The sequence below is a fragment of the Exiguobacterium sp. RIT452 genome (assembly GCF_003598705.1).
In the GTDB taxonomy this organism is placed as follows: Bacteria; Bacillota; Bacilli; order Exiguobacteriales; family Exiguobacteriaceae; genus Exiguobacterium_A; species Exiguobacterium_A undae.
The window spans coordinates 707207-729647 of the sequence record NZ_QXJB01000001.1 but is presented as its reverse complement, the minus strand read 5'-3'; the positions used below and the strand labels follow the sequence as shown (position 1 = coordinate 729647).

Sequence of the window (22441 nt, the reverse complement as noted above, 5' to 3'; positions counted from 1 at the left end):
GTGATCCGACCTAACGGTCGAAACCTGATCAGGCTAACCCCGTCGTCCCGACGGTTGAAGAAGCTAAGATACGTTCGGCTTCTTGTTTGAGATTCAGTCCTGCATTCACATCTCGATCGTGATGGATGCCGCAACTCGGGCATGTCCATTCACGCAAGCTGAGATGTTTCACGTCTTTGTGTTGATGGCCGCAACTGGAGCACAGTTGACTGGAAGCAAAGGTCTTCCCGACCTTCACGACAATCTTCCCGTACCATCCTGCCTTGTACTCCAGCATGCGGAAGAACGCCGACCAACTGACGTCCGAAATGGCCTTGCTTAACTTGCGATTCTTCTGCATGTTCTTCACTTGCAAGGTCTCGATCCCGATGACGTCGTGGTTTTTGACGATCTCGGTCGATACCTTATGCAGGAAGTCGGTGCGCTTGTTGGCGATCTTCTCGTGGATGCGGGCGACCTTCCGCTTCTGCTTCTGATAGTTCCTCGCCTCGGACAGCGTGACTTTCTTGTTCAAGGCGATGCGTTGACGGCGGGAGAGCTTACGCTGTTCGCGCGCCAGTTTCTTCTCGAGCGTACGGAAGTAACGGTCGTTCTTGTACACCGTGCCGTCCGACAGGATGGCGAAGTTCTTGAGTCCGACGTCGACGCCGACGGATGAACCGGTCTTCGGCAGTTCGTGGATCTCCTGCTCGACGAGCAGGGAGACGAAGTATTTGCCTGAAAATGTGCGTCGGATCGTGGCGTTCAAGATACGGCCTGTGAATTGTTTCGAATGGGCGAAACGCACCCATTTCAGCTTCGGAAGTTTGAGCTTTTTTCCGACAATCGAGACTTCAGGAAGCTGGTTTCTGCCTTGGATGTTGGTCTTGTACGACTGAACGGGATGGCGCTTCGACTTGAATCGAGGGCGTTCGTTCTGTTTCTTGAAGAAGCGATCAAATGCATCGGCAAGGTGTTTGACGCTGATTTGAACAGATGTACTATCCACTTCCTTCAACCAGTCGAACTCCTGCTTCAACACAGGAAGTTCTTTGGAACAAGAACCATAGGACAGTCCTTTTCCAGTGGTCTTGTACGTTTCATCCCACTTCGCCAAGAAGTGATTGAAGACGAAACGCGAACACCCAATCGTCTTCGCAATCAGAATTTCCTGCTCTTTTGTCGGATAGATTCTGAATTTGTAGGCCTTGTGTTTCAACACCATTTTTCACCTCCTTCAAAGGGAATATACCCGCAAAGCAGGTTGGCGATTCATCTCCCACTTTCACTTCGTTTAGAAGTGGGCGTATTCTCGCCTAATTTTGATAAACTTCGTGAATATGAGCGGTAACGGACAAACCGAATTTCACTCATTAATTGACTCATTGATAGATAAACATATTCATTTTGCATGATTTTGAGTATGTTTAACCGTTTTAAATCCATATTAATTAGTTCATTTTTTAATAAACATACTCATTTCACCATAAAATGAGTATGTTTATTCTTTTTGAACACGTTTAGATACGTTATAATTTAATTAAACATACTCATTTCTCTAATAAATGAACATGTTTATCTATCAATGAGTCTATTAATGAAAGAGGCGCTATCTGTGAGAAACTATACGTACAGTTATTTAAATACCATTGCACTACCGATGGAAACAGTCCGTTTGATCAGCCGGATCAATGAATATAAAGGAAAGCAAGATTTATATAAACAACAAGCTCCTCAAATTCTAGATACGTTACGAGACGTCGCTGTCATTCAGTCGACAAAAGCATCGAACGCAATTGAAGGAATTGTCGTTACAGAAAGCCGCCTCCATACCATCATGTCGAAATCAGCCGATCCTGCCGACCGTTCCGAGGCAGAGATTGCCGGTTATCGCGATGTCTTGAATTTGATACATGCTTCGGCACAAGATATTCCAATCAATGCAAACGTATTGTTACAACTTCATAAGGAACTTTATAAATTCGTTCCCATCGAAGGTGGTCGTTGGAAAAATGTCGATAACGAAATCAGCGAGACGTTTCCTGACGGGACACGACGGACACGCTTCATTCCGGTGCCGGCATTCGAGACACCTGCCTCAGTTCAAGCATTATGCGATGGTCTGCGTGACAGGCGGCAACAAGAAGACGTCGATCCACTTATCTTGACGAGCCTCTTCGTACTAGATTTCTTGTCGATTCATCCATTCAATGATGGAAATGGTCGGATGTCACGCTTATTAACGCTATTAATGCTTTACCAGGAAGGTTTCGAGGTTGGACGGTACATCAGTCTGGAAAAGATTGTCGAATCGCGTAAGGAAGACTACTATGAATCGCTTCGACTGTCTTCTATCCACTGGCATCAGAATCAGCAGGATCCTTTCCCATGGATCAACTACCTGTTGAGTACAATCCTTGCCGCGTATAAAGAACTGGAGGAGCGCGTCGGACTGATTACGACCGGCAATCAAAACAAGTCGGGACGAATTCGTCAATATGTCGAAAGCCGCATTACACCGTTCAATAAAGCAGATGTCCGAAACGCCTGTCCTGATGTCAGCGAGGCAACGATTAATCGAATTTTGCGTGAACTTCGGGATGAAGGACTCATTAAACCATCAGGACGTGGACGTGGAGCAAAATGGAGCAAAAGATAACCTTGTTCTTCCAACTCGTCATAGGATTCCAAAAACGAAAAAGCATCGAGTATACGTGACAATCCCGAATACCTGATGCTTTTTATAGATATTAGAATAAGAGGTGTTCTCCCTTACACTGTAACCCTTCCCTGACCGCCCAGGACTGATGGTCATGAAACAGATCATCGATTTTATAAAAACTACACCAGACCAAACGGTGGTCCCCTTCGACTGCTGTTTGTATCCGTTCATGTAACGTCATTTTAAAAAAGAACGCGTCGTTGAGAATCGCTTTCCCGTCCGGTATCACCACGTACTGCTCGGAACGGCCGATTGGCGCATCGATTTGAATCGAAAATCCGGTCTCTTCAAGCAGCTCCCTGTGAAGTGCTTGCTCCGGTGTTTCTCCCCGCTCGATTCCCCCACCCGGCAACAAAAGATTGTTCCATTTGGTCTCGACAGTTAAAAATGTCTGCTGTCGTTGATCGTATGCCACACCATAGACACTCTGTTTGTACTGGTAGTGCCGCCCTTTCAATTTCACACCAAAAGTCGGTCTCTTCTTTTCATCAGATATCATCGGTCGTCTCTCCTATAGTTTCCCGTTAATTTCCCGCCGTCGTCCCATCGTCCGAGCATTTTTCCTTGTGCCGTGTATTTCAAAAAGTTGGCCAAGCGTTTTTCATATTCCGGACTACCGGGTTTGTATTCCTGAATGTAACTGATCCGGACCCGGATATACAAATCGGGCAACGTCTTAAAAAACTGATAGGTTGCTGCGTCTTTTTTTAGTTCCTCGAGAATCGCTTCATCGATTTCGAACGGTGTCTCTAAATTCGGCAATACCTTTATTCCCTGTTCGTGCATCTTTCCGAGTGCCGTCAAACGACGGACCCGTTCCTTGTTCAGTTCCGTCCAGTGACTGTTTTTACGGCGCGGCGTAAAGCGTTGGGCTTTTGTTGAGTCATCCATCTTTTTGCTGATTCCGTCAATCCAGCCAAAACAAAGCGCTTCCTCAACCGTCTCGATATAATCCAGCTGGTAGTCACCCGCATCCCTTTTATAGAAGACGAGCCAAATCTCGTTCTCTGTTAAATGGTTACTTTCCAACCAATTGCGCCACTCTTCGATTCGTTCGACATGTAATTGTGTTGTGATGTCCATGAATTCCTCCGTTTCAATCAAATCGTTTCCAGTGACCTTCTGAAATCACTTCCACTACACCATCAACAACCTGAATCGCCGTTTGATCATCAATCGCATAGGATGGTCCCTTGAGATCAGCCGCCCATTTGACGGCTTCGTCCAATGTATTTTCCGGTAACAGTTCGTGATCAAGGTGCGGAAAAATCGAAAAATCAACCAATCCCAGGGTTTCATCCGACGTTGTATCAGGCGGTGTCCACTCCACGAACGCCTGACCAATCCGCGGCGTAAGCACCATACTACCGGCACTTAACCCGACGTAAACCGCTTTTAACGTTGGTAAACGTGTGGCCAGTCCAGACTTTTTCATCCAGTAGTTTAAAAATAGGGGATCTCCGCCATTCACCAACAGCACATCGGCCTGTTCGACAAGCGGTACCCAGAGTGATTCATCCAGACTCGGTAGTGCCGTCAATTCGAGAACTCCCATCGACTGAAATCCTAATTCACACATCGGTGTTGAACCGGTTCCTGTGATGAATGAATAAGCATGGTACGGCCCTTCCTTCATTCCGTAAACGGCCGTCGGAATACAGAGTGCATGTGCTTCCGCAATCGGTTTTCCGAGTAGATCGACGAGTGCACGACGTTGACTGTCATTTTGAATGCCGCCTGAAGTCAGCAATACTTTCATAAGAACCCTTCTTTCCGGATTGAATGGTGAAGCGATTTACGATTCTATTTACTTCTTCACATTTCATGTTTATCCTGTTCCTGTTGCTCAAACGATTCATGTTCAGACAAAAAACGTCAGCAAGTAAAATCGGCAGAATAGACCGGCTTTACTTACTGACGTGGAGATAATCATGCTTCTGTTAATAAGGATTGAGCCTGTTCGAGGACCAAGTCCCCTTTCATCAGACCATACGCCATCTGATTGATGATCGCGACGCGAACCCCTTTTGGTTCTGCTACTTGGCGAATCTTTGTTTCTAAATACCGGACTTGTGGTCCGATTAAAATCACATCCGTCTGATCCAGATGATGCGATAATTCACTTTCGGGAATGGCTTCGATCGTCACATCAAGAGCTTTTGCCACAGCTTGTTCACGCATTTTCCGAACTAAGATGGATGTCGACATACCGGCCGAGCAAACGAGTAAAATGTTCATGATTTTTCCTCCAATCGTGTGAGTCGCGTATACAGTTCGACCATCTCGACAGCTAAATCTCTGACCGTCATCGCTGTCATCAAATGGTCTTGGGCATGAATCAATAGAATCGATAACGGCGTTTCAAGCCCTTTTGCTTCGTCCTGCAGTAAGGTCGTTTGGGCACGATGCGCCTGTAGACTTTCTTGATTGGCTTCTTCCAGTTTGGTTTGTGCCAACGAGAGGTCTCCTTTTTTAGCAGCCTGAATGGATTCCATTGCTGCCGAACGGGCATTACCTGCATGAAGAATCATCGTAAACGATAGGATCTGCAGTTCTTCTGTCATCAGCTTGCCATCTTCCCTTCTGTTTGTTTTTTCATCGCCCGGACACCTGCTGCGACGAACGGGACATAAATCGCTGTCGCGAGCGTCAAGTTGACGACTTGTAGTGCGATTCCGCGCCAACTCCCGCCTGTCACGAGATAGCCACTGATTAAAGGCGGTGTCGTCCACGGTAAAATCGCGACGGTTTTTGGAACCAGTCCAGTCGACAACGCGACATAGGACACGATCGTCAATGTGACCGGCACCAAGATGAATGGAATCAACATGATCGGGTTCAAGACGATCGGTAAGCCGAAAATTACCGGTTCGTTGATGTTGAATAATCCAGCGGGTGTCGATAACTTGGCGACTTCGCGGTAGGGATGATTTTTCTGTTCACGGATGACAAAGAAAATGGCAAAGAGAAGAGCAAGTGTCGTACCGGAACCCCCTATGAATACGAAGGAGTCGAGGAAAGGTTTCGTTACCGTATTCGGGACGTCGTAAGCAGAAGCCCCCGCTTGGAATGCTTCCAAGTTCTGCTGAATCAACGGCAGATAAATCGGTTCGATGACGGCTCCGATGATGTTTGTCCCATGTAAGCCGAAGAACCAGAGAATATGATTTAAAAAGGCAATTGCAATCGCAGCCGGAAGTGTGTCTCCAAACCCTTGTAACGGTTTTTGGATACTGTTGAAGATGACTTCAAACAGGCTTGATTCAATGGCGAGTGTCATAAATAATTGGAATCCGCCGACGAGGATCAAAATCAACGTTGCCGGAATCAATGCTTGGAACGAGCGGACGACACCATCCGGAACCCCATCCGGCATCGAGATCGTCAACCGTGTTTTCAGTAAGATGCGAAACAGCTCGGTCGTTAAAAGAGAAAGAATGATGGCGACGAATAGTCCTTGCGCGCCGAGCCAGGCAAAACTGAGTCCCCAGTCTTTCGTGACCGGAACAAGAATGATATAGGAGGCGACGGAAATCAACCCTGCCGACAACGGATCGACATCGTAACTTTTAGCCAGGCTGTAGGCGATCGAAAAAGCCACCAGCAATCCTAAAATCGCAAACGATCCGTTCCAGATGTTCCCCCCTAACCCTTGCCAGTTTCCTTCTCCAAACAGCCCGTTCATCCAACCGACGAAATCAAGACTGCCGATGGCGGGGAAGTTATTGATCAGTATCGCGAGAGACCCGACGATGATCAGGGGCATAATGGCGACGAATCCATCCCGTATCGCGACGAGATGGCGTTGGGCCCCGATTCTTCCTGCGATTTCAATGAATTTATTCATGTCCGTTGCGCCTCCTTGGATTGAAATTGTGGTAACCATGCTGCATGCGCAAGCAACATCTCCTCGAGTAGCGGTTGCGCCCGCTTTTCATCTTGAATCAATGGATTCATCAAAAAGGCTAAGTAAGCGTCTTTGGTTGATCCGCTTAATGCGGCTTGAATCGTCAGTTCTTCCATCTGCTTCATCTGCAAAATCAATCCTTTGACGGATAATGGTAATGGTCCCACCGCAATCGGGAGCGGACCGTCTTTCGTAATGACGGCGTTGACTTCGATGACGGCATCGACCGGTAAGTCGGAAATCGCCCCGCGGTTTAATGTATTGACGGTCTGGATGTCTCCGCGGTTGTTGTAAATCGAATCCATCAGGGAACAGGCAGCATCACTGTAATACGCGCCACCGCGTAATTCGAGTTCAGCCGGTTTTTCGTCCAACTGTTCATCCTGATAGGCTTCGAACAATGTCCGTTCGACTTCCTGGACAATCTCGGCCCGGGTGCCGTTCGTGTTGTAGGCGGCGAGGTCCTTCTCGAGCGTCTCGGCGGTTTGGAAATAGTACTGGTGGTAAGGATTCGGCAACATGTTGACGGCTTGCAAGAAGGCATCGGACCAACCAAGACTGACGATATTCGCCGGTGAAAAATCAAGCTGTTTCGACATCAGTCGCTGCATCACCTCTTCTGTTCGGTCGCTTCCGTCGACAAAGACCCGGCGTCCAAAGACGAAATGGTTTAAACCGATAAACTCGATCGAGACGCGCTTGACATCGACGTGTAAGACTTCGGCAGTCGAGTTCCGCATGTTAAACGGAATGTTGCAGACGCCGATGACTTTTTGATGCGGACCGTGCTTCAATAACGCTTCCGTCACGATGCCGGCCGGATTCGTAAAGTTAATCAGCCAGGCATTGGGACAGATTTCGTGCATCTCTTTCGACAGCTCGAGCAGGACGGGAATCGTCCGGAATGCTTTGAAAATCCCGCCCGCGCCATTCGTTTCCTGACCGATAAAACCGTGTTTCAAAGGAATCCGTTCATCGAGTGCCCGTGCTTCCAACCCTCCGACGCGGATTTGTGTGGATACGAAGTCTGCTCCTTCCAGTGCGTGGCGCCGATTCAAGGTGGCGCTTAAACGAATTGGTAAGCCGGACCGGCGCAGCATCCGCTCCGCAAGCCGGGTAATGATGTCCAACTTGTCCGTTCCGGATTCAATGTCACATAAGACGATTTCAGAAACCGGAAAGGATTCATACCGTTTGATGAACCCTTCGATTAATTCAGGTGTATAACTTGATCCACCTCCGATGATGACGACTTTGATCCCCATGATAACAACCTCCCGTTTTTTTGTAACCGCTTCCTCTTTTTCTTGTTTGTAATGTATCATACAAAAAGAACAAATGTAAATACAAATTTAAAATGTATCAATACAAATACATTCAACTTGTTATAACATTTGCATTCAGTTGTTTGTTATCGGTACAATAAAAGAAAACTCGTGAAGGAAGGTCCGTCATGGAAACCAACCAATCGCTACATTCTTATATCAAAGAAGAATTGTTAGATCGCATCAAATCGGGACTCTATCAAGCCGGTCAACAATTACCGACCGAATATGAGCTTTGTGAAGACTTTGATGTCAGCCGGACGACGGTTCGTGCTGCCTTGAATCAGCTCACCCTCGAAGGGTATTTGATTCGTCAGCAAGGGAAAGGGACGTTCGTCGCCGATCAAAAAGTACGCCAAACCTTATCCGATACACCGGACACCTATACCGAACAACTTGCCGTGCAAGGAAAACGGGGGCATGTTGCGGCCGTCGATTTAACAGTCGTTCCGGCAAATGCGGCAATCGTCGCAAAATTGCATGTCACGCTCAATGATCCGATTCAACGAATCGAGCGGATTCGCCGGGCCAATGACGAACCGACACAATATGAAATTTCCTATATCCCCTGGCACATTGCGCCAGGCATCACAAAAAAACAAGCGGAACACTCTCTCTACACGACACTCCGCGAAACGTTTTCGATTTCCGTCGCCAAAACAACCGAATCCCTTGAAATCACGTTGGCAGATGAACGCATCAGTGCCCATTTAGATTGTGAGCTCGGCATGCCGTGTTTCTATATTGAAACCGTTGCGGAGAACAAGGACGGTGAGCCAATTGAGTATTCCCGCTCTTATTTCAGAGGCGACAAGACGAACTTCGTCATCGAACGGCATTATGCTGCGGGTGACGCCTTATGAACATTCTCATCAATGCCGATGATTTCGGATTAACACAGGGCATAACAGACGGCATCATTCAAGCACATCAAAGCGGAATCGTGCATGCAACGACGATGATGATGAATGGACGGTCCGTCCCCTATGCCGTGCAACAAGCGAAACGATTCCCGGAACTGAAAGTCGGGATTCACCTTGTGCTGTCTTACGGACGACCATTGACGACGACCACCACGACATTAACAGATGCGTCCGGTCAGTTCCGCTTTACAAACCAGTACACGGAACAGACCCCACCGGCTACAGAGGATGTCTTGACGGAATGGTCTGCCCAAATCGATGCTTTTTTGGCAACCGGTCTGCCGCTGCATCATATCGACAGCCACCACCACATCCACGGCTGGGAACCGTTGCAGGAGGTCGTGTTAGAATTGGCGCGTCGTTACGATGTCCCGGTCCGATTTGTTTCAACACTTGAAGACCATCCCGAACATGCGCTGACCAAAACGTTGTATACCGGTTTTTATGGCGCAGGGATTTATCTGGATTTATGGGAGGAACTGCGTTCACTTGATGCCGAATCGGTCGAAATCATGGTTCACCCAGCTTATGTCGATGCCGATCTTCAAGACGTCAGTTCTTATACGGATTACCGCGAAAAGGAGCTTGCCCTATTGACTGCCCTCACGTTACCGAACGATATGACGCCGCTTACGCGATGATAGATGGTAAGGCGAAGCAAAAATCATTTTCTACACACGAGGGTGGCAGATCACAAGTCTGCCACCCTCATTGTGTTCAAAAAGAATCAGTTGGTTGTCCAATCGTTTCAAAACCATTTGCCATTTGCGTCTTTGCTTGCTACACTCAATTCGACTACTTATTAAAATATTTTAAAAAGTGCAAAGGAGACTACCTATGGCTGGAACCAATACCGATTTAGTAAGACAACTCCGGCAAGCGATCCTGTTTCAAAGGATCCGGACGATTCCTGAACTGAGTCGTGTGTTGTCGGCCAGTTTTCCGACGGTCAAAAAGCATTTAGATCTACTGATCGCACACGGTGAAATCGATGAACAGGTATCGGAGCTCTCGAATGGCGGACGTCCGGCGAAACAATACCAGTACCGGGCGGAATACGCCGAGGGACTTGCCCTCTACCTTGAACTCGATGCAATCGGTTTTCAGATCTTCGATGCCGTCGGCACAAACCTATCGATTGGCACGGAACCGGTCGAAAAAAATCAACCGCACGTTCCGGCTTTAATCCGCTTGATTCACCGATTGCTTGAACAGAATCCACACATCAACTTTTTGAGTGTCGGCGTCGCGGCATCCGTCGAAAACGGACAGGTCTTTTTTGCACCGGATTATCCGTCCCTGCAACAGGTCGATTTGAAAGGTGTGCTCGCATCACAGTTTGATGTACCGGTCGTCGTCGAAAATGACATGAATGCGGCTGTGATTGGATTTCACGAAGGACATCAGCGCAGTCAACAGTCGTTGATTTATTTGTACTTAGGGAAAAACGGTCCCGGTTCCGGGATTTTGATCAACGGACAGCTCGTCCGCGGCAGCAGTCACTTTGCCGGTGAAATTTCCGTTGTTCCGCAATACGACAAGAAAACATTCGGACAGGCGATCGCCAGGCGGCAAACCGCTCTAGACGCCCAGACGATTGATGCCATCAGCCGCTTGACGACGACGTTCGCCGCGACGCTGAATCCGCATCTGTTGATCTTTAACGGGTCGGAAGTGACGGAACACGATCTGGAACAGATCCGAATCAAAACAGCCGAATATATCCCGGAAGCGCATATCCCGCTTTTGATCCGGAGTCACTGGGAAAGCGATTATCTGAACGGCTTGACCCGACTTGGCTTGCAGCTTCTGACCGAACAACCTTTATCAGCGAACAGGAGGACATCTTCATGAGTGGTATCTTGTTACTCAGCATCATCTATCTTGCCTTCATCAGTTTAGGGTTACCGGACTCTTTGCTCGGTGTCGCCTGGCCCGTCATGCGGACGGAATTCGGTGCCGATCTCGAAGTCGCCGGTTGGTTGTTCATGACGATTGCCGGCGGAACGATCATCTCGAGCCTGTTCAGCGGCAAGATTCTCAACCGGTTCGAGACGAGTCATGTCACAGCGTTTTGTGCCGCGATCACGGCGAGTAGCTTACTCGGTTTTTATTTCGCTCCGTCGTTGATCTGGCTGTTCCTGCTCTCGATTCCGCTTGGACTTGGAGCCGGCGTCGTCGATGCTGCCCTCAATCATTTTGTCGCGACCCGCTACAAAGCCCATCATATGAACTGGTTGCATTGTTTTTGGGGCGTCGGCGCAACGACCGGGCCGTTGATCATGGCGGCGATGATGAGCGAATCCGGCGAATGGCGCAGCGGATATTTGACCGTCGCTCTGACCCAGTTCGGACTTGCCCTCGTGCTCCTTCTCAGTCTACCGCTCTGGAAACAGGCACCGGTCGCTGTCTCGGACGTACCGGACGATTTGTCATTAACTGACACTGCGTCCAAACGATTGGTTGGTCTGCCGTTCGCACTCGCTTCATTTGTCCTCTATTGCGGCGCGGAAGCCTTGATCGGTTTATGGGGCAGCAGTTATCTCGTCCAAGTGAAGTCGTTTTCGGTTCAGACAGCCGCGACCTGGATTTCCGTCTATTATGGCAGCATCACGGTCGGCCGGTTTTTGAGTGGTTTCTTGTCGCTCCGTTTGACGAACCGTCAATTGATCCGGGCAGGACAAGGAACCGCCTTAGTCGGCAGTCTGTTGTTTTTCCTGCCGCTGGATGGTTTGATGTTGACCGGTTTCATTTTGATTGGACTTGGACTAGCTCCGATTTATCCGGCGATGTTACATGAGACACCGGTCCGGTTCGGACGGGATGCGGCAAAACGCTTGATGGGGATTCAGATGGCGTTCGCTTACAGCGGCAGTACGTTTTTACCGCCCTTGTTCGGTGTCCTTGCCTCGCTCTTGACGTTGCAGCTGTTCCCGGTCACAGGATTCCTGATGATTTTGTTCCTGTTGCTCTGTTCCGAACGTCTCAATCGTGTTCTTGCCAAACGGGCGTTGTCCCGCGCTTCCTAATTCTTCAGAGAAGGAGTTTACTCTCATGAAAATTGAACATATTGCCCTCTGGGTCAAGGATCTCGAACGAATGAGAACCTTTTATGAAACGTATTTTGAGGCTCAAGCCAATGACTTGTACCATAATCCGACAAAAGGGTTTTCGTCTTATTTCCTACACTTTAAATCAGGAGCCCGGCTTGAGTTGATGCACCGGACGGATATCGACCACGAGGCGCCGCGCGACCGATTTGGTTATGCGCATATTGCCTTTTCACTCGGCAGCCGGTTCGCCGTCGATCAGTTGACGAACCGACTCGAACAAGACGGCTACACCCGCCTCGACGGTCCCCGTATGACGGGAGACGGGTATTATGAAAGTGTCTTCCTCGATCCGGAAGGGCTGACGATTGAACTGACCGTCTGACGCCACACAAAAACACCACCTGTCTGACGCCCTTCTCGCGAAGCGGGCGTGCAGACGGATGGTGTTTTTGATCTGTCCTGAAGGTCAATCGGTTATTTTTCTTGTTGTACCTCAAACACCTTGTACCTGTTCTTGCCGGACGACTTGGCCTCGTATAACGCGATATCGGCCTGCCGCAGGAGATTTTTCAAACTGGTTTCCTGTGCCGTATACGAAACGATCCCGATACTCGTCGACAATTCATATTCGTCCCACTGGCTCAGACAGGCAAGGACTTCGTCTGCTTGACGAAGCACTGCTTCCTGACTGATGCCGTAAGAAAAGTGGAGCACGAACTCATCTCCCCCCAACCGGACGGCGCACGCTGCTTTTTGTCCTGCAATCAGTCTTTGCAGACGTCTTGCCACTTCAAGTAACACCACATCACCCGCGTCATGCCCATGCACATCGTTCACTTGCTTGAAACCGTCCAAATCAAGGAAAAAGAGCGCTCCCGCCTCCCGAGGTTGCGTATCGAAGCGATTCATTAAATACCGTCTGTTGTAGAGATCGGTCAATGGATCACGCCAGACGAACCGTTCCAGTTCTAAATAATATGAGAACAGACGAACGATCCGTTGTAACAATTTGATGCTTTTGCCTTCAAACAGACTGGCTTCATCATTGATGGCACATAACGTTCCGAATTTTTCACCGTTCGTCAGCGAAATCGGAATCCCTAAATAAGACTGGACGTTTGCCTCTTTCAAGACTCCCCTCATATCAGCGAGAATCGGCTCTTTTGTTACATCTTCATACACAAGCGGTTGATTGGTTGTAAAATCGATTCGGTTGCATAGGGAATGGTTCAAATCGATGACCATGCCTTCTGCAACTCGCATACTGGTCTGCTCATCCGAGAGTTTCAAAATCAATTGCTCGGCATCATCGATGGCGGATAAATAAAACAGCTGTTCCGGCAGAATTTCTTTAGCCAAATCCGGTAAATCATCCGCTAAATCGTCAAATTTTGTATACATCTTCAATTCTTCAAATTGTATGGTCATTCGGCACCTCGACATGTCATAGTTTTCAAATACTCCATTTGCGTCGTAAAATGCAAGTTATAAAGTCATTTTACCATAAAAAGGATGACGAGACAGAATAGGCGTGAAAATCGGATTGCAACAAAGAACCCCCTAACGGATCACATATGACCGTTTTGGGGGTTCTTACATTGGATAGCGTCACGCTCGCTCTTTTCGCAACAGATACAGGAAGTACGGCACACCGATGATTGCCGTAATTAATCCGGCCGGAATCTCAAGCGGTGGATGGATACCGCGTCCGAGCGCATCCGCGACGACAAGCAGTCCACCACCAACGAGCACAGCCATCGGAATCAACAGGTGATGCCGGTGTCCAATCAAGCGTCGTGCCATATGCGGGGCGACTAGACCAAGAAAGCCGATTGATCCGACCATCGCGACCGCGACACCCGCCAAGGCGACGGCAAGGGCGAGGAACACATACCGTGTTCCCTTCATCCGTAACCCGAGACCAATCGCCGCGTCTTCACTGAGCGATAAGATGTCGAGTTGCCGGTGACCGGACCAGATGACGAGTCCAAGCAACAGGAAGACCGGTGCCAGGACGTACACTTCCGTCCACCCTTTGCCGAACAAGCTGCCGGCGAGCCAAACCAGCGAATCATTGGTCTGGAGCGGAAATTTAATCAACAGATATTCCGTTCCCGATGCACAGATCGCACTGACGGCGATGCCGAGCAAGGCAAAGGAACTGTTTTGCAGTTTCCCGTGATCCGCCAGCAGCATCAACGCGACCATCACAAGCGTTGCTCCTATTAAGGCGGCAAGCGGTGTCAAGACAAGCGGACCGTCGGGAATCAAGGCAATCGTCAAGACGGCAAACAAGGCGGCCCCGTTTGTCACCCCGATGACATCGGGCGAGACAAGCGGATTGCGGATGATCGCCTGTAACAAGACACCGGACAAGGCGAAACAACCGCCGGCGAGAAACGCGAGGAGCGTCCGTGGCAAACGGTAGTTCCAGACGATGAAGGAACCGGCGCCGTCTCCTTGAAGAGCCGCAACGATTTCACCCGGCTTCAGAAACACGGAACCGATACCAAGCAACAGGAAACTGAGCACGGTGACAAGGAGTGACATGAGGGCTAGACCGAGCCATGGTTTTTGACGGAGTCTGTTCATTTAGGCAATCCCCCTTGTCTGCCGTTTCGCTAGATATAAAAAGAACGGCGCTCCGAGTAATGCGGTCACGATTCCGACCGGTGATTCATACGGATAGGCGATGAACCGGGCGAGGACATCAGCGTATGTCAGCAACAGACCGCCGCACAATGCCGAAATCGTTAAGACATAGCGGTAATCCTCACCGACCAACCGCCGGACGATATGCGGGACCATCAGACCGATGAAGCCGATGGCTCCGGCGACCGCGACCGTCACCCCGGCCAGCAGCACAACAGCGACGGCTGCCAGCATCCGGATCCGGGTGATGTTCTGCCCCAGTCCGACGGCGACATCTTGACCGAGTTGGAAAATCGCCAGCGACTTGGCCAAGCTGAAGGCTAAGATCAAGCCGATGATTGACCAGGGTAAAATCAACCGTACTTCGATCCATCCACTGTCACTGATCGAACCGGATAACCAGTACAGAACATTAGTGATGCGGTCGTTGAACAAAATCAACCCTTTCGTCAAGGACGTCAGCAACAAGTGGATCGCCATCCCGACGAGGGCCAGTTTCAGACTCGTCATGCCGCGGACAGAGGCGAACGAAAAGACCAGTAATCCGCCAATCATTGCACCAAAAAAGGCGAAATAGACCAGATTCGCTGTTCCGAGTGCCGGGAACAGCAACAAAGCGAGGACGACAAACAGCGACGCCCCGGCGTTGACGCCGAACACTTGCGGTGAAGCCAGCGGATTACGTGTGACCGCCTGCATCAAGGCACCGGCGACGGCTAAGTTTGCCCCGAGTAATAAACCGAGTAACAACCGCGGCAAGCGGATTGTCGTCAAGACCAGTGTCTCTTTCGACAAGTTGCCGGATGACCATTCCCGAATGGCTTCGAGCGGTTGAATCGTCGTGACACCGAGAAACAGACTGAGGTAGGACCCGAGTCCGATCAAGACAAGGAGTACGACGAGCAAGCGGATCAATCGTGTGTGTCGGATCATCCACTGATCCTCCTTTCATCAACAAAAGCCAGATTGCTCTGGCTTTGGCTGTCGTTTACTTGTTTTTTTGATTCAGCAGTTGAATCGCTTCATCGACGATTTGTTCCGCGGCGTCGAGTCCACGGTAACGGGTCCATAGGTCCCGATTGACTTCGTAGACTTCCCCTTTTTTGACGGCTGTGATCTGATTCCACAGCGGATTCTTTTTCCATTCGTCGAGCAGCTTCGGATCGGCTTCTGCCATGAAGATGACATCCGGATCCCATTTGACGATCTGTTCCAGTGTGATCGTCACGGTTGGTTCAGCTGTTTTCGTGATGGCATTATCGATCCCCATTTTTTCGAGCAATTCGCCGTCAAACGATGTTTCACCGTGTGCCGTCAACGAATCCGATCGGAAGACACCGACCATGATCTGGCGTTGATCGTTCGGATCGACTTTTTGTTTGGCTGCTGCGAGACGCTCCTCGTGTAACTGGAGACGTTGATCCATCTTGTCAGTCTGACCGACCGCTTCCGCGATGCTCTTAAACGACGCGATGTTTTCCTGATAGGTCGCGTTCCGGCTCTTTAAAATGATTGTCGGTGCGATTTGCTGCAACTGTTTGTAGATTCCTTTATGCCGGTTGAAATCACCGATGATCAAGTCCGGTTTCAGAGAACTGATGACTTCGAGATTCGGTTGCTGGCGTGTTCCGACTTCCGTAAAGGAAATCTTCTTGCCGAGCAGCCCCGACACATCGTCTTTGTTTTCTTGCGCGATGCCGACCGGTTCGATCCCCAGTTCGTCAAGTGCGTCGACGAATGAGAATTCCAGGGCGACGACGCGTTTCGGATTGTCCGGAACGTTTGTTGTCCCCGCTTCGTGCGTGACTTTATGCGTCTGTTTCGTCTCTTCTTTTGCTTGTCCGGCGCATGCCGCAAGCATCAGACAACTGATCATCAAGACGGCTAATGCCCATGATGTGCGTGTACGTGACATGGTAATGCCTCCCTTTAAGTTCGGAATGAGAATCATTCTTAATTAATCCTGTTTCAGCATAACAAAGATTTATTCGAAACAAAAGACCAATTCTTATTTCCAGATAACATATGTCATTTTTTGGACGGATTGTGCGATAATGAAAAGACGAAACAAAGGAGGAGTTTCCGTTGTCATCACTCATAAAAGAGATTGCCGCCCGGATCAAGTATCCGCTTGGACATATCATCTCGTTTGACGATTTACCCGCGTTACTTGAAGCATTTGCTTACCATCTTCCGTTTGATAACCAAGCGGTGTTGACGAAACGGACTACTCCGTTTAATCCGGATCGTCTCGTGCAGACATTCGTGACGGATCGGACTGGAGGCGTCTGTTACGACTTAAATCATCTGCTCTATGAAATCTTACGGATCAAAGGATTTGATGTCGCGCTCGTCAAAGCGACCGTCTTCGATCAGGAAAATGACAGCTGGTCCGCGACCGGTCCGACACACGTCGCTGTCCTGCTTCGACATCAAGGGGACACGTATGTTGTCGACACCGGCTTTGGCGTTAATCTCGCATTACGTCCGATTCCGTTAAGCGGTGAAACGGTCACTTCACCAAGCGGTAGTTTCCGGATTGCGCCGAATGGTGCCGGCTATCAACTCGAGATGTTGCGGACCGGTCAGGACGACGAATTTGTCATCGGTTACCACTTCTACACGCAACAGACGATGTTACCGGAACAACTGTCGTCTATTGAACAAGTCATTCAAGACCACCCGGCGTCCCCGTTCAACAAACGTAGTCTGCTTGCGATCCGGACATCCTCCGGTCACCGCATCCTGACGCAACAAGCGTTGACGATTTGGACCGATGGCCAAAAGACCATCCAACCGGTCACCTCGGACGACCAGTACGTTACCTGGAAACACGAATTTTTTTTGAAGGAGTGATGACCTTGTACCGATACACGCTTTGTTTGATTCGCAAGGCTGATCACGTCTTGTTGCTGAACCGTCAAAAACAGCCGGCGATGGGCATGTGGAACGGGGTCGGCGGAAAAATCGAATCCGGTGAATCGCCGGCGGAGTCGGTCATCCGGGAAACTTATGAAGAGACCGGTATCCGTTTGACCGATATCCGGTTCGCCGGGACGATCCTCTTACAGGCGGATGAGACGGTCGGAATCTACCTGTTCCTCGCCGACATGCCGGATGAACAGATGCTCACGACGCCGCTCGCGACCCGTGAAGGCATTCTCGACTGGAAACAGCTCGACTGGATTCTTGATCCGGAAAATACCGGCGTCATCAGCAATCTCAAAGCGTATTTGCCGCACGTTTTGACAGAACCGTCACCGATGCTGCATACGCTTGATTACGCCGGTCATCAGCTGCTGGATCATCAGATTTCGCCGCTCGAACAGGTTATCAATTAAAAAAAGACGTCCAACCGCTTCCTGACAACACATGTCAACAAAGCGATTGGACGTCTTTTTTTAGTTCAAACCAAACGATTCCAAGCCGGTCACGATCAAAGCGACCATCACGATACCAGGCAGGAGATTTGCGACCCGGATTTTCGTGATGCCGGCGAGATTTAAGCCGATTGCTAAAATCATCACCCCACCAGTCGCTGTCATCTCGACGATGAACTGTTGCAGGATGGCATCCGGAACGAATTGGGTGATGGCGACGGCACCGAGGGCAATCGCCCCTTGATACACAAGTACCGGAATGGCGGAGAATATGACGCCAATTCCGAGCGTCGAACTGAGGACCAGTGCCGTGAAGCCGTCAATCAGTCCTTTGGTATAGAGAACATCATGATCTTGGCGCAAGCCGCCGTCCAGTGCTCCGAGCACGCCCATCGCTCCGATGACGAAAATCAATGTCGCCGTGACAAATCCTTCGGCGATGTTCGACGGTCGCCCCCGTCCGATTTTAAGTTCAAGCCATTCACCGACTCGATTGAGTTTTTCGTCAATCCGTAACCATTCACCGATTGCTCCGCCTAAGACGAGACTGCCGATGACGATTAAAAAGTTTTCGCTTTTCAGCCCCATCTGGACACCCAGTACGACGACGGCGAGACCAATCGCTTGAACGACGGTTTCTTTCATCCGTTCGGGAATTTTATGGAACAACAAGCCAAGTAATGTTCCGACAATGATTAATCCTGTATTGACGAGTGTTCCGGTTAAGACCATACTGCTCCTTCTCTCCTTGTTAAAAATTTTAAAATAATATGGTAATTGAAATAATTAATGTTCTGGAACTGGCTTTTGCTCTGCCTGCTTCAGACTATGGATGGTCATCCCGAGCATGACGAGGAGCATCCCGACCAATGCCAGTCCGGTCGGAAAGACGGCATGTAAAAAGACCATCTCACCGAGAATCGTGAATAAGATCTCAAACGATTGTGTCGCTTCGACTGCCGCCAACCGGATCGGTTCGGTCCGGACAAGTGTCGTCGCATAAAAAAACAGCGATGTCGCAATCACGCCGGAGAACAGCGCGACCAGTCCCGACTGTCCGACTTGTGACGCCGATGGCAGACCCACCTGCAGGTAAGCCAAACCCGACAAGACAAACCAGAACGGCAGACTGGCAAGTGTCATCCCGAGAATCCGGTCAAATACACCAAGTTCATCGCCGTACCGCTCCATCATCTTCCGGTTGCCGAGCGGATAGGCAACCGCAGCCAGAATCACCGGCACGATCCCAAGAACCAGCGTCGTCACCGACACCTCACCCGCAACCGACAGTTGCATCAGCAGGACACCGGCAACAATCAACAGCGAATAGCGGAGCGACGCCCAGGGAATCGTTTGCTTGAACAGTGGTGCAAGCAACGGTCCGGCCAGAATCGTCACTTGCCAGGTGCCGGCAATCAACCAGCCCGGTGCGTAGTCCGCGGCGAAACAAATCCCGCTGTAAAAAATACCGAAGCCGATCGTGCCGTACGTCAGCCAAAACCGGGGTGCTGCCCGGAGCGCCGACCAGACACGACCAAGGCGGCGCCGGTAGCCGACAATCACAATCAAAAATGGCACCATCAAGTAAAACCGTAAGGCGGCGCTGTAGATCCAATGCCCCCCGCTCCCTTGCATCGATTGATTCAAGATGAAGGTGACAGCGAAAAACAGGGCTGACAGGATGCCAATCACGATTGGTCGCATGACGTCTCCTCCTCTAAGGCCGCGACCAGATGTCGTCCGAGACCGTTCCAATTTTGTTCCGTCGTCCGGACGAGTGCTTCCGCGTCCCGCTTCTCACAAGCCGCCAAAATCGCTTCGTGATCAGCCATCGAGTCGTGCCCGTGCCTAGAAAACTGGGCATACTCCAACCGGCGGATCAGCGGTGTCAGCCGGTTCAACGTCTCGATCAGTTGACCGTTTTCGCTCCGGGCAAGGAACAGCCCATGAAAGGCATCGTCCAGCCGCAGTGCAGCTTCGGCATCGTCTTGCATGATCGCTTCCTGAAACGCCTGATGGATGTCTCTTAACTGTTCGATATCTGCTGCTTTGAGCAACGGCAATGCAAGACGTGCCGCTAATGCATGCAGTGTCGCGACGATCGGAAACGTCTGCCGGGCTTGCGTTGCGTCCAACCGGGTGACGTTTGTCCGTGACCCGCGTTTCGCGACGACGAGTCCCTCCTCTTCTAATTTCTTTAACGCTTCGCGGACGGGTGTCCGACTGACCCCAAATGCTTCGGCCAGCTCCTGATCGTTCAGCTTTTGCCCCGGTGCGAGTGTTAAGGTGATGATTTGCTGTTGCAGTCGTTGGTACACTTCTTCACTTAACGAGAGTCGTGGAATCGGTTGATTTTTCATATAACTAATATATTACATATCAATTCTAACTGTACAGTCTTTTTTCCAAAAAAATGAAGCAACCAAAATCGGTTGCTTTCTAAAGGCGTGCTCTGTTTCTTATGTCGCAAGCGGTCGTTTCAAATGACTGAGATCATGTCGCTTGAGCAGCAACAGCTGAATCAGAATCGCCAAGGCAACAAACACTTGCGTCACGAGATTCGGGATTGCGAGATTCACGTTCAGAACATCCGCGGCGATACTTGAAAAATCCCATAAGGCGTGGAAAAAGATCAACGGCCACAGATTGTTGAGTTTCAGTGCAATCAAGGCAAAAAATAATCCGAACAAAAACGTATTGCCGAGTTGAAAAATCATCGCGCTTATCGGTATGAAGGCAATCAAATTCAAGAGATGAAACGACGAGAACAAGGCGGCACTGATGACAATCGCCCGGTACGGGTGTTGCTCCGGATGGAGATGGCGTAAGATGATGCCGCGGAATAACACTTCTTCGTTAAAGCCGACGAACAAGGTCGTCACGAAGATGATGGCGACGAGCTGAATCGTTGCTGCGGACAGGTCATCATAGGAAGCAACCAACGCATTGACGACAAGCACGACTTGATACAGCACGATTAACAAAATCGGAATGTACCAGACGAGTCCCCGGATTTTTAACGGGGAGAAACCGACGGCTGCAAACGAACTGTTGCGACGGATGAACCAGACTAAAAAGACGGCGGTCAAGATTTCACCAAAAATCGCAATCCGCAACAATTCCGGATCCCCGTAGTAGATGCCGAACCCAAATGCCGAGACGGCCATGACAAGCGCCATGATCAAAAAGACGACGGCTGCCGAGATGATGATCGTCCGTTTTTCCACCTTTGTCTCCTCCTTACATGAGTGACTGGTTTTCCGCTCCTTTTACCTTTTATTTACCTCGTTCCCGTCAAACATAATCCTGACTTCCCCCATTACCTTGCAATGCATGATAGTATGAGATACAATTACCTTGTATTACATGATAGTGAAACGGGGAATCGCGATGTCATCCACCCAAATGTTAAAAGGCATTCTTGACGGTTGTCTCCTCGCCTTGATTGCCGAAGAGGAAGTATACGGTTATGAACTGGCAACGAAACTCGCCGCCCATGGTTTTGCCGACGTCAGTGAAGGGACGATCTATCCGTTGTTGATGCGGATGCAAAAACTGGATTGGATTGAAGCGACGCAACGGGTCTCACCGAGCGGACCAAAACGAAAGTATTATGCCATCACCCGCACCGGACATGAGGAACTGGCGGCGTTCACGACGCGCTGGCAACAACTGGCGGCGAGCGTCCAGCATATTTTAAAGGAGGACTCCTGAATGCAGACGTTATCCGACGAATCAAGACGGTTTCTAGAAGATTTAACACTCTACTTGCTCGCCTCCGGAAAAAACGAACAGGCGACGCAAGACATCGTCACCGAACTCGAGGATCATTTACAGGAAGCCGAGGTGGACGGTAAGTCGGTCGCGGCCATCACCGGTGACAGTCCGGCCGCCTATATTCAATCGATTGCCTCAGAGATGACGACCGATTACCGCGAATCGGTTTGGCTGCTGCTTCAAATTCTCGCAGGCGTCTTCAGTTTTCTGTTGTTTCAAGACTTGCTCGACGGACCGCTGTCCTACAGTCTGTACTTTTTAGTCGGCTTCACCGTCTTGATCAGTTCTTTGCTGATTGTTTTGAGTCGATGTTTGCGTTACAACGCGACGCACAACTCTTCGAAACGCCCAATCCTGTTGTTTGGTCTGTCCACGGGCGTGATTTTCTTGTTGCTGATGGGACTGTTTTTAACTGATCCGCAGATCACGTCACCGACGATTCACTTTTCCTGGTTGACCAGTTCGATCGTTGGTCTCAGCGCCTTCCTCCTCATCGGATACAGTGCATACCGGGCGAAGACCTGGGTCTTGCCGCTTGGGCTGCTGGCTTATCTGTTGCCGCAATTTTTCCTGCGTTATCAGCTCGATTGGTCCGCTTTATCCGCTGTCGGTGTCGGCTATGTTTGTGCTACTGTTTTGATGACCGGACTGTTTTTTTACGAAACAACATCCAAAAAAACGAATCAGACTTGAATCGTTTACTACACAGATCGGAGATGGCAC

At 49.8% G+C, this 22441-nt stretch carries 26 protein-coding genes; 10 read left to right on the top strand and 16 right to left on the bottom strand.

Annotated features, from left to right (window positions below):
* Positions 1-28 precede the first annotated feature (28 nt).
* Complete coding sequence (gene tnpB, locus D3D03_RS03885) at positions 29-1201, bottom strand: IS200/IS605 family element RNA-guided endonuclease TnpB (RefSeq protein WP_119923097.1); 1173 nt, start codon at positions 1199-1201, stop codon at positions 29-31.
* Between the two features lie 393 nt (positions 1202-1594).
* Between tnpB and D3D03_RS03880 the strand changes: the two genes are divergently transcribed.
* The gene (locus D3D03_RS03880) at positions 1595-2638 is read left to right on the top strand and encodes a Fic family protein (protein WP_233550632.1); all 1044 of its coding nucleotides are present in this window, start codon (positions 1595-1597) and stop codon (positions 2636-2638) included.
* A gap of 91 nt (positions 2639-2729) precedes the next feature.
* Here the strand turns inward: D3D03_RS03880 and D3D03_RS03875 are convergent, their stop codons facing one another.
* The 7 genes from D3D03_RS03875 to D3D03_RS03845 form a co-directional block, all read right to left on the bottom strand.
* Positions 2730-3200 (bottom strand): NUDIX hydrolase, encoded by a 471-nt coding sequence (locus tag D3D03_RS03875; protein ID WP_119922827.1) that lies wholly within the window; start codon positions 3198-3200, stop codon positions 2730-2732.
* The gene (locus D3D03_RS03870; protein WP_119923096.1) at positions 3197-3784 is read right to left on the bottom strand and encodes a YdeI/OmpD-associated family protein; all 588 of its coding nucleotides are present in this window, start codon (positions 3782-3784) and stop codon (positions 3197-3199) included. Before D3D03_RS03870 ends, D3D03_RS03875 begins: the two co-directional genes overlap by 4 nt.
* 13 nt (positions 3785-3797) lie before the next feature.
* Complete coding sequence (locus D3D03_RS03865) at positions 3798-4460, bottom strand: Type 1 glutamine amidotransferase-like domain-containing protein (protein WP_119922826.1); 663 nt, start codon at positions 4458-4460, stop codon at positions 3798-3800.
* Positions 4461-4630: 170 nt separating this feature from the next.
* The gene (locus D3D03_RS03860; protein WP_119922825.1) at positions 4631-4939 is read right to left on the bottom strand and encodes a PTS sugar transporter subunit IIB; all 309 of its coding nucleotides are present in this window, start codon (positions 4937-4939) and stop codon (positions 4631-4633) included.
* A complete protein-coding gene (locus D3D03_RS03855) occupies positions 4936-5265 on the bottom strand; it encodes a PTS sugar transporter subunit IIA (protein ID WP_071500674.1) in 330 nt (109 codons plus the stop codon). The genes D3D03_RS03860 and D3D03_RS03855 overlap by 4 nt, the downstream gene beginning before the upstream one ends.
* Positions 5265-6548 carry a PTS sugar transporter subunit IIC gene (locus D3D03_RS03850; RefSeq protein WP_119922824.1) on the bottom strand — a complete coding sequence of 428 codons (1284 nt, stop codon included), beginning with the start codon at positions 6546-6548 and terminating at the stop codon, positions 5265-5267. Before D3D03_RS03850 ends, D3D03_RS03855 begins: the two co-directional genes overlap by 1 nt.
* Entirely contained in the window at positions 6545-7873 is a 1329-nt protein-coding gene (locus tag D3D03_RS03845) for a 6-phospho-beta-glucosidase (RefSeq protein ID WP_119922823.1), read from the bottom strand. Before D3D03_RS03845 ends, D3D03_RS03850 begins: the two co-directional genes overlap by 4 nt.
* Before the next feature lie 188 nt (positions 7874-8061).
* Between D3D03_RS03845 and D3D03_RS03840 the strand changes: the two genes are divergently transcribed.
* From D3D03_RS03840 to D3D03_RS03820, 5 genes are all read left to right on the top strand, one after another.
* Complete coding sequence (locus tag D3D03_RS03840) at positions 8062-8796, top strand: GntR family transcriptional regulator (protein WP_026833099.1); 735 nt, start codon at positions 8062-8064, stop codon at positions 8794-8796.
* Positions 8793-9497, top strand: coding sequence for a chitin disaccharide deacetylase (chbG, locus tag D3D03_RS03835; protein ID WP_119922822.1), 705 nt, complete (start codon positions 8793-8795; stop codon positions 9495-9497). The genes D3D03_RS03840 and chbG overlap by 4 nt, the downstream gene beginning before the upstream one ends.
* Positions 9498-9693: 196 nt before the next feature.
* Positions 9694-10710 (top strand): ROK family transcriptional regulator, encoded by a 1017-nt coding sequence (locus tag D3D03_RS03830; protein WP_119922821.1) that lies wholly within the window; start codon positions 9694-9696, stop codon positions 10708-10710.
* Positions 10707-11885 (top strand): MFS transporter, encoded by a 1179-nt coding sequence (locus D3D03_RS03825; RefSeq protein WP_119922820.1) that lies wholly within the window; start codon positions 10707-10709, stop codon positions 11883-11885. Before D3D03_RS03830 ends, D3D03_RS03825 begins: the two co-directional genes overlap by 4 nt.
* Positions 11886-11910: 25 nt before the next feature.
* A complete protein-coding gene (locus D3D03_RS03820; protein ID WP_119922819.1) occupies positions 11911-12291 on the top strand; it encodes a VOC family protein in 381 nt (126 codons plus the stop codon).
* Positions 12292-12383: 92 nt separating this feature from the next.
* Here D3D03_RS03820 and D3D03_RS03815 read toward each other — a convergent pair whose 3' ends face one another.
* From D3D03_RS03815 to D3D03_RS03800, 4 genes are all read right to left on the bottom strand, one after another.
* A complete protein-coding gene (locus tag D3D03_RS03815; protein ID WP_119922818.1) occupies positions 12384-13337 on the bottom strand; it encodes a sensor domain-containing diguanylate cyclase in 954 nt (317 codons plus the stop codon).
* A 180-nt stretch (positions 13338-13517) separates the two neighbouring features.
* Positions 13518-14501, bottom strand: coding sequence for a FecCD family ABC transporter permease (locus tag D3D03_RS03810; RefSeq protein WP_119922817.1), 984 nt, complete (start codon positions 14499-14501; stop codon positions 13518-13520).
* Positions 14502-15494 (bottom strand): FecCD family ABC transporter permease, encoded by a 993-nt coding sequence (locus tag D3D03_RS03805; protein WP_119922816.1) that lies wholly within the window; start codon positions 15492-15494, stop codon positions 14502-14504.
* 55 nt (positions 15495-15549) lie between these two features.
* Entirely contained in the window at positions 15550-16476 is a 927-nt protein-coding gene (locus tag D3D03_RS03800) for an ABC transporter substrate-binding protein (RefSeq protein ID WP_119922815.1), read from the bottom strand.
* Between the two features lie 170 nt (positions 16477-16646).
* Between D3D03_RS03800 and D3D03_RS03795 the strand changes: the two genes are divergently transcribed.
* Positions 16647-17417 carry an arylamine N-acetyltransferase family protein gene (locus D3D03_RS03795; RefSeq protein WP_119922814.1) on the top strand — a complete coding sequence of 257 codons (771 nt, stop codon included), beginning with the start codon at positions 16647-16649 and terminating at the stop codon, positions 17415-17417.
* A 5-nt stretch (positions 17418-17422) separates the two neighbouring features.
* Positions 17423-17902 (top strand): NUDIX hydrolase, encoded by a 480-nt coding sequence (locus tag D3D03_RS03790; RefSeq protein ID WP_119923095.1) that lies wholly within the window; start codon positions 17423-17425, stop codon positions 17900-17902.
* A gap of 60 nt (positions 17903-17962) precedes the next feature.
* On the opposite strand, the gene D3D03_RS03785 is transcribed toward D3D03_RS03790, so the two are convergent.
* The 4 genes from D3D03_RS03785 to D3D03_RS03770 form a co-directional block, all read right to left on the bottom strand.
* Positions 17963-18673 (bottom strand): DUF554 domain-containing protein, encoded by a 711-nt coding sequence (locus D3D03_RS03785; RefSeq protein ID WP_119922813.1) that lies wholly within the window; start codon positions 18671-18673, stop codon positions 17963-17965.
* Positions 18674-18727: 54 nt separating this feature from the next.
* A complete protein-coding gene (locus D3D03_RS03780) occupies positions 18728-19645 on the bottom strand; it encodes a DMT family transporter (protein WP_119922812.1) in 918 nt (305 codons plus the stop codon).
* Positions 19630-20301: a GntR family transcriptional regulator gene (locus tag D3D03_RS03775; protein WP_119922811.1), complete on the bottom strand. Its 672-nt coding sequence runs from the start codon at positions 20299-20301 to the stop codon at positions 19630-19632. The genes D3D03_RS03780 and D3D03_RS03775 overlap by 16 nt, the downstream gene beginning before the upstream one ends.
* Positions 20302-20400: 99 nt before the next feature.
* Complete coding sequence (locus D3D03_RS03770; RefSeq protein WP_119922810.1) at positions 20401-21168, bottom strand: CPBP family intramembrane glutamic endopeptidase; 768 nt, start codon at positions 21166-21168, stop codon at positions 20401-20403.
* Positions 21169-21331: 163 nt separating this feature from the next.
* Between D3D03_RS03770 and D3D03_RS03765 the strand changes: the two genes are divergently transcribed.
* Both D3D03_RS03765 and D3D03_RS03760 read left to right on the top strand, forming a co-directional pair.
* Positions 21332-21655: a PadR family transcriptional regulator gene (locus D3D03_RS03765; protein ID WP_119922809.1), complete on the top strand. Its 324-nt coding sequence runs from the start codon at positions 21332-21334 to the stop codon at positions 21653-21655.
* Positions 21656-22411, top strand: a complete 756-nt coding sequence (locus tag D3D03_RS03760) for an HAAS domain-containing protein (protein ID WP_119922808.1) — start codon at positions 21656-21658, stop codon at positions 22409-22411.
* Positions 22412-22441: the final 30 nt, after the last annotated feature.